8 protein-coding genes are annotated in these 8,301 nt (G+C 43.8%); all 8 read left to right on the forward strand.

The genetic code is table 11. From position 1 onward, the window contains the following. Positions 1 to 64: 64 nt before the first annotated feature. The 8 genes from urtB (at position 65) to JMX07_RS11405 (ending at position 8,211) form a co-directional block, all read left to right on the forward strand. The gene (gene urtB, locus JMX07_RS11370) at positions 65 to 1,903 is read left to right on the forward strand and encodes an urea ABC transporter permease subunit UrtB (protein WP_227684801.1); all 1,839 of its coding nucleotides are present in this window, start codon (positions 65 to 67) and stop codon (positions 1,901 to 1,903) included. 10 nt (positions 1,904 to 1,913) lie between these two features. Next, entirely contained in the window at positions 1,914 to 2,984 is a 1,071-nt protein-coding gene (gene urtC / locus JMX07_RS11375) for an urea ABC transporter permease subunit UrtC (RefSeq protein ID WP_201608026.1), read from the forward strand. 32 nt (positions 2,985 to 3,016) lie between these two features. Further along, positions 3,017 to 3,829, forward strand: coding sequence for an urea ABC transporter ATP-binding protein UrtD (gene urtD / locus JMX07_RS11380; protein WP_413786684.1), 813 nt, complete (start codon positions 3,017 to 3,019; stop codon positions 3,827 to 3,829). 78 nt (positions 3,830 to 3,907) lie between these two features. Beyond that, on the forward strand, positions 3,908 to 4,606 hold the full coding sequence (gene urtE, locus JMX07_RS11385; protein WP_057761967.1) for an urea ABC transporter ATP-binding subunit UrtE: 699 nt from the start codon (positions 3,908 to 3,910) through the stop codon (positions 4,604 to 4,606). A gap of 305 nt (positions 4,607 to 4,911) precedes the next feature. Beyond that, positions 4,912 to 5,796: a prolipoprotein diacylglyceryl transferase gene (gene lgt, locus JMX07_RS11390; RefSeq protein WP_057761969.1), complete on the forward strand. Its 885-nt coding sequence runs from the start codon at positions 4,912 to 4,914 to the stop codon at positions 5,794 to 5,796. Positions 5,797 to 5,944: 148 nt separating this feature from the next. Continuing rightward, positions 5,945 to 6,586: a thymidylate synthase gene (thyA, locus tag JMX07_RS11395; RefSeq protein WP_265088370.1), complete on the forward strand. Its 642-nt coding sequence runs from the start codon at positions 5,945 to 5,947 to the stop codon at positions 6,584 to 6,586. 42 nt (positions 6,587 to 6,628) lie between these two features. Beyond that, the gene (locus JMX07_RS11400; protein WP_201608032.1) at positions 6,629 to 7,864 is read left to right on the forward strand and encodes a tyrosine-type recombinase/integrase; all 1,236 of its coding nucleotides are present in this window, start codon (positions 6,629 to 6,631) and stop codon (positions 7,862 to 7,864) included. After that, positions 7,861 to 8,211 carry a hypothetical protein gene (locus tag JMX07_RS11405; RefSeq protein WP_201608034.1) on the forward strand — a complete coding sequence of 117 codons (351 nt, stop codon included), beginning with the start codon at positions 7,861 to 7,863 and terminating at the stop codon, positions 8,209 to 8,211. Before JMX07_RS11400 ends, JMX07_RS11405 begins: the two co-directional genes overlap by 4 nt. Positions 8,212 to 8,301 lie beyond the last annotated feature (90 nt).

An 8,301-nucleotide genomic window follows, 5' to 3' on the forward strand; every position in this document is an offset into this window, starting at 1 on the left:
ACTGCTTAGTCCGCTAAGCAATAGAAGCTAAGGGTTTGTTGTCTGTAAAAACAGGGAGCCGCACATGCAGCGCCATATTTTATGCCCCTTTGCAGGGCAAACATCGTCTAAAAATGGTAATAACCCACAAGCATCAGTCAGTGAAGTCATGCAGCAGGCGGCTCATTTTTCAATTTATGTGCCTCTGCGGTTACTTGCATTGATGGCATTATGCATAACAACTTTCACCACCACAGCGTATGCGGATCATGATGGTCAGGTACATGACCACGATACGAATACCGTTCATAGTGAGCAATCACTGGTCACGACTGCGAACGTATCTACTTCTACTCAAGCCAGCACATCAGGTACCTCAAATATTTCAACAGTAACTTCTACAAGTTCAGGCGATGCCATTCAACAATTTGTAGCGGGTGATTTTAGCCAGCGTCAAACCATGTTAAGTGATTGGCCAGGCTCGGTTGAAAGTTTAGATAGTTTGGTTGAATTTATTGCCAATGATGAGCTATATCAAGGCAACGGTGGGCAAACGTATTTATTGAATAAAGAAGATCAGCTGTTTACTTATCCTGATAAAAAAGAGACTGACGATTGGCCAAGTGATTTATCACAAATCACCCTGACTAATGCCCTTCGCTCAGCGCTCATCTTTGGACAGGCTAAGGTAAAGCTAGCTTCTGACAAGCCCGCACAGCGCCTGCAAGCTGTAGAGATTTTGGCCGATAATATTGACCAAGTAGATCCAGCTATTATTATGATCGCAGCAGGAAATGAGGACAGCGCTAAAGTCAAAAAGGCACTAACTGCTCTACAGGCGCGTATTGATTTCAAAAACGGCGACCTGCCCACTCAGATTGCAGCGGTCAATCTACTTGCAGATAGTGATAACCCACAAGTTTTGGTCGATATCGAGTCTGCCCTCGCGGCTGATGGCTTAGATGCCTCGCTCAAAGCTGCACTTATCGATGCTGAATCTAGCGTGTCACGTCGTATTGAAATAAGTACATGGACAGGTCATATCTTCACCGGTATGAGTACCGCCAGTATTTTACTGCTAGCGGCGCTTGGTCTTGCCATTACCTTTGGCCTGCTTGGCGTTATTAATATGGCGCACGGTGAGCTAATTATGATTGGTGCTTATACCACTTATATGGTGCAAAACTTCTTTCAAGCTTATATGCCAAATATGGCAGGTTGGTATTTGCTTGCCGCTATTCCAGCTGCTTTTTTAGTTAGTGCCATCATCGGTATGATAATCGAGCGCATTGTCATTCGTCCACTATATGGTCGTGAGCTAGAGACCTTACTGGCGACCTTTGGCGTCAGTCTGATTTTAATGCAACTAGTACGGATGATTTTTGGTGCGCAAAACGTTGAAGTCAGTAACGTGGCATGGCTCAGCGGCGCGTATCAAGTGTCATCAAGCCTTGTACTACCTTATAACCGTATTGCCATTATCGTATTCACGGTCATCGTCGTAGCGCTATTGGTTTACTTACTCAACAAAACGCGCTTTGGTTTGTTTATACGTGCCGTCACTCAAAATCGCCAAATGGCACGTGCTGTCGGCATCCCCTCTGCACGTATCGATATGATGGCATTTGGTCTGGGCTCTGGTCTGGCTGGTATGGCTGGGTGTGCCCTTGCCCAAGTAGGCAACGTCGGTCCTGATTTGGGACAAACCTATATCATTGATACGTTTTTAGTCGTCGTCGTTGGCGGTGTCGGACAAGTATGGGGCGCAGTACTGGCCGCCTTGGGACTTGGTATTAGCGGTACGGTACTTGAGATTGGTATCGGTGCGGTATTGGCAAAGATTGTGTTGTTGGTTCTTGTGATTCTGTTTATTCAGAAACGGCCACAAGGTTTATTTGCACTCAAAGGCCGCTTTGTCGAATAAGGAGACTCCTATGATACTGACCAAATTACTGTCTGATACGCCGCGTAGTGCTGTTTTAATTGGCTTATGTTTTGCCGTACTACTCATACTGCCTTGGCTACATCTTATGCCAGAGACTTCAGCCTTTCACCTTTCAGCCTACTGGATTACCCTAATTGGCAAAATCATGGCACTAGCGATGGTCGCTCTGGCGCTAGATCTCGTCTGGGGCTATGCCGGTATTTTGAGCTTAGGACATGGCCTGTACTTTGCCTTGGGTGGTTATGCATTTGGCATGTACCTAACACGCGAAACGGCAGGCGATGCGCTTCCTGATTTTATGCGATTTTTGAGCTGGACTGAGATGCCATGGTATTGGGCTGGCACGCAGCACTTTTGGTGGGCAGTCGCACTGGTCGTATTAGTGCCTGGCTTGGTTGCTTTTCTCTTTGGTTTTTTCGCCTTTCGCTCCAAAATCAAAGGCGTTTATTTTTCTATCATCACTCAAGCCATGGTCTATGCAGCAGCCTTGCTATTCTTCCGTAATGAGACAGGCTTTGGTGGCAATAATGGCTTTACTGGTTTTACTACCCTTCTCGGCTACGACATTACCGCTGCCTCTACTCGTTCAATGCTGTGCTTTGTCACGGCCTTAGCATTGTTAGTCTCTTATATGGGTTTACGTCATTTAATGAACCAACCTTATGGGCGAGTGCTTGGCGCTATTCGTGATAGCGAAAATCGCTTGCAGTATTTGGGCTACCGTACTCTGTGGTACAAGCTATCTGCTTGGGTATTATCCGCTGTCATTGCTGGTATCGCAGGTGCGCTATACGTACCGCAAGTAGGCATTATCAATCCGAGTGAAATGAACCCAGTGAACTCGATTGAGATAGCCGTTTGGGTAGCGACTGGTGGTAGAGGAAGCTTAATTGGCGCTATCTTAGGTACTGGTGTGGTGAATGCTGTGAAAACCTACTTTACGGTCGCCTACCCTGAATTTTGGCTATTGATATTAGGTGGACTGTTCGTCGTCGTTACGTTGTTTTTACCCAATGGCATTATGGGCTTGTTCGATCGATTCAAAAAGGAGAAGCAGTAATGCTAAATGATAAACCGTCAACGACTGAGCAAATTATTAATGAGTATGGACGTACTCATGGCGGTACTGGCCGCAGTCACCCAAAGCCATCAGGCGTCGATTTTAGCCATGGCATTGCATTATATTTAGAAGATTTAAGTGTTTGGTTCGACTCTTTCCGCGCACTCAATAACTTATCGCTATATATCGAAGAAGGTGAGCTACGCTGTATTATCGGCCCAAATGGCGCTGGTAAAACCACATTGATGGATGTCATTACAGGTAAAACCCGTCCTACGGAAGGCAGCGTGTTTTTTGGTCAGACTCATAACCTTGCCAGCTTATCTACCGAAGAAATCGCTGAAGCGGGTATCGGCCGTAAGTTTCAAAAACCTACTGTTTTTGAGAACTTTACGGTAATGGATAATCTGTTACTTGCTGCGCCAAAAGACAAACGTGTGGTCAAAAGCTTATTTAACAAACTCAATGCCGATACTCGCGATACCCTCGACGCTACCCTACAGCAGATTCGTTTGACCGATAAGATCAACAAGCCTGCTGGTTTGCTCTCACATGGGCAAAAACAGTGGCTAGAGATTGGCATGCTACTGATGCAAAGCCCCAAGCTAATTTTGCTTGATGAGCCCGTAGCAGGTATGACCGATGCCGAAACAGAACATACCGCCGAGCTGTGTCTACGGCTTAAAAAGAACCATACATTAGTAGTGGTCGAACATGACATGACCTTTATCGATGCCATCAGTGAAAAAGTCACGGTATTGGCACAAGGGGCGATTTTGGCCGAAGGTACGTTAGCTGAAGTGCAAGCCAATGAGGCAGTGATTGAGTCCTACTTAGGTCGATAGCCGAACGAATCATCTAGACGAGCCAAACGAATATTCCCTTTAAAATATTAGAAAAGTTTTAGAGTTTAGGAGACAGCCATGTTACAAGTGAACGATATCAACCAGTATTACGGCGGCAGTCATATCTTACGAGATGTCTCGTTTACAGCACCTGTAGGCGCGTGCAGCGTGGTACTTGGACGCAATGGCGTGGGCAAAACTACGCTACTTAAATGCCTGATGGGGATATTGCCGATTAAATCAGGAGAGATCTTGCTCAATGATAAAGATATCAGCAAGATGTCTCCCGAGCAACGTGTCCGAGCTGGGCTGGCTTATGTACCACAAGGACGCGATATTTTTTCGACACTGACCGTAGAAGAGAACATATTAATTGGTATGGCCAAGTTTTCACGCAGTAAGGCCAAACATGTACCTAAGCATTTATATGATATTTTCCCCGTACTCGATGAGATGAAACATCGGCGCGGTGGCGATCTGTCTGGTGGTCAGCAGCAGCAACTTGCTATCGCCCGTGCCTTAGCCTCCGAGCCGACTGTGTTAATTTTGGACGAGCCAACTGAAGGTATTCAGCCCTCTATCATTAAAGATATTGGCCGAGTTCTACGTGACTTGGCTGACAAAGGTGACATGGCCATTGTACTGGTTGAGCAGTTCTATGAATTTGCTGAAGAGCTTGCTGACAATTACACGGTACTATCACGTGGTAAGGTAGTCTCGCAAGGCGCAGGCGATACGATGGTCGAAAACAAAGTACAAGATCTGGTCGCCATCTAATCTCTTTTAATAATAGATGTAATAATACAAATTGGTAGTGAACGCTCGATAATGCTAAAAATGGCACTTTTATCTCAAGCTAATAGCTACCAAGATTACATATCATCACGAAAACACTCCTTAATTAAAGTCATTTTTTTCACCTCACTTCTTATCTTTTTTGACGCTTAGCCTATACATTCTGTATCATCTCAAAGAATCAAATTACTCATACACTCTGATTGGCACTAGAGCAATTATGTATGCCCAGCGAACGAAATTTGCTATTATAGTCAGCATTTTATTATCAATATTATGATGCCTTTATGATGATTCATCCTCAGTACGATCCTGTAGCATTAGCAGTTGGACCTGTCGAAGTCCATTGGTATGGGCTGATGTATTTGTTGGCATTTGCCGCCGCCTACGGACTGGCATGGTATCGCAGTACCAAGCGTGAAGGCTGGACGACAGATATGGTTTCAGACTTGGTGTTCTTTGGCGCACTTGGTGTGATATTAGGTGGCCGTGTCGGCTATGTATTATTTTATCAGTTCGGTGAACTACTCCAAAACCCTGCTTATCTGTTCAAGGTCTGGGAAGGAGGTATGTCATTCCATGGCGGCCTGATTGGTGTCATGTTGGGTATGCTGTATTTTGCCCGCAAATATAAAAAGACACCTTTCCAAGTGCTCGATTTTGTTGTTCCCTGCGTACCAACTGGTTTATTGTTCGGACGTATTGGTAACTACATCAATGCCGAGCTATGGGGCCGTGTCTCTGACGGTGGCTATAACTGGTTGACCTACTTCCCGCAGGCCGCTAGTGTTGATATGCAGCAACTACAAGCCAATCCTGCACTACAAGACCTGATGACTGAAGTCAATGGTCAGTACCTGTTGCCTCGTCACCCGTCGCAACTGTATGAAGCCCTTGCAGAAGGTCTACTGCTGTTTCTATTCTTGTGGTGGTACTCATCGAAACCCCGTCCTCGTATGGCAGTGACCGGTGTCTTTATGCTTGGTTATGGTTTTAGCCGTTTTATCATTGAGTTTTTCCGCCAGCCAGACATCGACCAAGGATTCATCTTGCTAGGTTGGATGACCAAAGGTCAGATACTAAGCGCCCCAATGATAATTATCGGTCTGTTCTTGATCGGTTACGCCTACAAACGCGGCATCTACGACTGGGGTAAGCAAGCTGCTTATTAAGCCTACCCTTTTGTGATAAAGGTTGATGACTTAAAATAGGGTAAGCTGTCAGAACACCTACCCTAGCAATACTTTCAATAATGACAGTGTCTATATCGACTACCCATCTAGCCTGTATGCGCTGTCAGTAGTAACTAAAGAGCATTTTATGATCAATGGCACCCAAAGTAATAACGAGCAAGGCTATTTAGATTTGCTACGCCACGTTCTCGACAATGGCACTGAAAAAGGTGATCGTACTGGTACTGGTACGCTTAGCCATTTTGGCGCGCAGCTACGCTTTGACTTAGCAGAAGGCTTTCCACTGCTAACGACCAAAAAGGTTCACTTTAAATCCATCGCTTATGAGCTATTATGGTTTTTAAGTGGCAGCACTCATGTTGACTATCTACAACAGAATAACGTTCGTATCTGGAATGAGTGGGCGACAGCAGAACAGACCGCGCGCTTTAACAGACCTGCTGGCGATTTGGGTCCTATCTATGGTCATCAATGGCGTAACTATGGCGCGACCAAAAATGAAGATGCCAGTTACAACGCTGATGGCGTCGATCAAATCGCACAAGTCGTTGAACAGATAAAGACCAATCCGAATTCACGCCGTTTGATTGTTTCTGGCTGGAATCCAGGTGAGGCAGAGCAAGTAGCCCTACCACCATGTCATACATTATTTCAGTTCTTTGTCGCAGACAACAAGCTGTCGTGCCAGCTGTATCAGCGTTCGGCTGACTTATTCCTATTATACCCCCATAACAATAATGCACAATACGGAGTAATAGATCGTATATAATGCAATACATAACTTAGTCTATGTATTGAGATAGTGATTATTATGGATGTTAAAGTTTGTTTTGATACAAAGTTAGATTTATCTAAGTCTTGTTTACTCAATGAGATTCCAAATTTATCATTGAACAAAACCGTAACAGTGAATGGTGTTGGAGTATTTGATGATGATGGCAAGATCCTTCCTCTTGTTTCTGAGTATTTGTCGTATCGAACCAAACATCAAATAATCTCTTATAAATCAGCAGTTACTTATGGTAGAAACCTAAGCTACTTCTTAAGTTATATTCGTAGTCGTCCAGATTATGATGACAGTGAATCTGATGAAGTATTTATTACAGTTCCAAAATACGTAATTCAAGAATACCTGACATTTTTAATCCGTGAAGACCATAAGAACTCATCTACTGTTAGAAGTCGAGATGAGACAATACATGCCTTCATCGAATACCTTTGTAGCCCTACAGAAGACCGTGATAAGCTTAGACAAGATAACCCATATAGCGATGGCTTGCTATCAAAACCACCAAAGCGCACACCGATTAGCTCTTGCACACTTGATGACCTTTTCATATTGATTGAATTTACTGATTCAGAACGAGAAAGAGCTTTACTCCAGTTTTTATACGACTCTGGCTTACGTCGTTCAGAACTACCTAGAGTTACTCTTCAAGACTTTAAAGATATTACTAGCCTTAATTCTGAAAAATATATTTCCCGCGATACTGACCTGCCTATTCATCCCGACTATGTATCTTTGAAAGTTAAAGGAAGTAAGGGCCGTGGTAATCAAATTAAGCCACGCTGGAATTTGCTTAGCTTAGTAACTATCAAACGTGTGGAAAAATACCACGCATCTCCCTTGTATAAAAAATACGCTCGTAAATATTTAAAGCCGTCTGAAACACCAGCGTTCCTTAATGCTGAAGGCACTCCTTACACCCCAAATTCAATCAGTAAGCTACTTGAACGTATAAGTAAACGCGCAATCAAACACGGTCGACTCAATCGACTGATTTCTCCCCACAAGCTACGGCATGGCAACGCTTATTCAATACTACAGTCAAAGGATTTAGGGTCTAACTATGTAGATCGGCTTGCTATTGTGCAGAATTGCTTAGGCCACAACCATCTTAGTACTACACAGATATACACTAATATCCCTCAAGATATCTACAAGAGCATGTGTGACGAGAATGGTGATACATTAACCAAAGCTGAGAAAATGAAGCGCTTATCTGAACAGACACAGTTAAGAATTGGCATTAAGGACATCAAATGAAAAACATTGGAATAACCATTGATGAGATTCATGAGGATTTTCCTGAGCCAGGAACTTTAGGTACAGACTTTAATAACGTTGAAGAAAAACAACCGATTAAAGACGCCGAAGCAGCTGTTATAGAATGGGTATCGAAAACAGCTGGAGATAAAGAATCACTATGGGAAATACCAATTAGTAAAGCGGATAATACTTTAGGCTTCAGTGTAGCTGTTAAGCATATTCAGAGTGCTGTAGGTGTCTCATACTCTGTTGCACAAAAATATAGGGGTCTTACTACTCCTTTAATTGAAAGGATGATCGAAGAAGGGGTAATCCCCCCAATAAATAAGAACACTTACAAATAGAGATTAACTGCTAAAATACACCAGCAGGAGAATCCTATGAAAAAGACACGCTTTAGCGACAACCAAATCGTCAACATCCTAAAACAAGCC

The sequence above is a fragment of the Psychrobacter immobilis genome (genome assembly GCF_904846235.1).
Classification (GTDB): domain Bacteria; phylum Pseudomonadota; class Gammaproteobacteria; order Pseudomonadales; family Moraxellaceae; genus Psychrobacter; species Psychrobacter immobilis_C.

Coding starts and splice junctions, on each gene's coding strand:
- urtB (WP_227684801.1), top strand. CDS start 65: ATGCAGCGCCATATTTTATGCCCCTTTGCAGGGCAAACATCGTCTAAA.
- urtC (WP_201608026.1), top strand. CDS start 1,914: ATGATACTGACCAAATTACTGTCTGATACGCCGCGTAGTGCTGTTTTA.
- urtE (WP_057761967.1), top strand. CDS start 3,908: ATGTTACAAGTGAACGATATCAACCAGTATTACGGCGGCAGTCATATC.
- lgt (WP_057761969.1), top strand. CDS start 4,912: ATGATGATTCATCCTCAGTACGATCCTGTAGCATTAGCAGTTGGACCT.
- thyA (WP_265088370.1), top strand. CDS start 5,945: ATGATCAATGGCACCCAAAGTAATAACGAGCAAGGCTATTTAGATTTG.
- JMX07_RS11400 (WP_201608032.1), top strand. CDS start 6,629: ATGGATGTTAAAGTTTGTTTTGATACAAAGTTAGATTTATCTAAGTCT.
- JMX07_RS11405 (WP_201608034.1), top strand. CDS start 7,861: ATGAAAAACATTGGAATAACCATTGATGAGATTCATGAGGATTTTCCT.